The 1344-nt window shown below is 43.7% G+C and carries 1 protein-coding gene; it reads right to left on the reverse strand.

Annotated features, from left to right (window positions below; translation table 11 throughout):
* Positions 1-468: 468 nt before the first annotated feature.
* Positions 469-1131: a peptide-methionine (S)-S-oxide reductase MsrA gene (gene msrA / locus G4P69_RS35255; RefSeq protein ID WP_208341835.1), complete on the reverse strand. Its 663-nt coding sequence runs from the start codon at positions 1129-1131 to the stop codon at positions 469-471.
* Positions 1132-1344 lie beyond the last annotated feature (213 nt).

Below are 1344 nucleotides of genomic sequence, written 5' to 3' on the forward strand. Positions count from 1 at the left end.
GGGATTAAGGGGGGTAATAATGTGATGAAAATCACAGCTAATCACTTTTCAAACATCCTCTCAAGAGGATATCACTACAGGAGTCCTAAATCACCGCTAAAAAAGTACACGGGTAGGATGAGTGTATTTAAGAGGAAGGGGAGTATCCAGATCAGTTTTGCCCTCGCCCCTAGCCCCTCTCCCAAACATGGCTACGGTATACACACAAGTTATCGAATCACTACCAGTCCTCGCATTACCCCACCCTAACCCTCCCCTTTCCAAGGGGAGGGAACTAGATTCTCCTTGTTTCCCCCCTTTACAAGGGGGGATTAAGGGGGGTAATTCGACTTGTGTGTATACCGTAGCCCAAACATGGGCGAGGGGAGAAATGTTTCCAATTCCCCTTCTCCCAGTTGTGGGAGAAGGGGTCAGGGGATGAGGGCTATCAAGGTAAGAGCACATTTGGGATGCGCGAACCAAAATCTTTTAAGCTGAGGTTGAAGTCAATCCTATAGGACAAGAAACGTTTGTTCCTCCTAACCCACAGTAGCCGTTAGGGTTTTTCGCTAAATATTGTTGATGGTATGCTTCTGCGTAGTAAAATTCAGGAGCATCAAGGATTTCTGTGGTAATTTTTCCATAGCCAGCCTTATTAAGAGCTTCCTGATAAGCGTCTCGTGATGCTTCCGCTAGCTGCTTTTGGTTTTCAGAATAAACGTAAATTCCAGAACGGTATTGAGTACCGACATCATTACCTTGGCGCATTCCTTGAGTAGGATCGTGGTTTTCCCAAAATACTTTGAGTAATTGAGAGTAACTAATTAGACTTGGGTCAAAGACAACGTACACTACTTCATTATGACCAGTCTGTCCGGTACAAACTTCTTTATATGTAGGGTTAGGGGTTATACCTGCTGCGTAACCTACTGCAGTCGTAAAAACTCCATTCAGTTGCCAGAATTTGCGTTCTGCTCCCCAAAAGCAACCCATCCCAAATATGGCTGTTTCCATGCCTTCTGGAAATGGCGGCTTAAGAGGATTCACGTTAACAAAGTGGCTACCAGGTACTGGCATAACATCTGCGCGCCCTGGCAAAGCTTCCTCAGCAGTAGGTAGGTTTAGTTTTTTACCAAATCCGAATAATACCATTGATTTTAACTCTGAAGTGAGATATTTACCTTACTTAATAATTTTAAAGGTAAATATGCTGTTAAGCAGTTCTTGTTCAGAGTGAAACTACGACAGTAGAGTTTATAACTGTGTAGGGATTACCGCTCGAAAGGTTAAACGTCGCGCGCCTTGAAAAAATTGTAGATTGCAAGAGCAATAGCGACAACTAACGCAATATGAATGAGATTCCCT

The organism is Aetokthonos hydrillicola CCALA 1050 (assembly GCF_017591665.1).
Classification (GTDB): domain Bacteria; phylum Cyanobacteriota; class Cyanobacteriia; order Cyanobacteriales; family Nostocaceae; genus Aetokthonos; species Aetokthonos hydrillicola.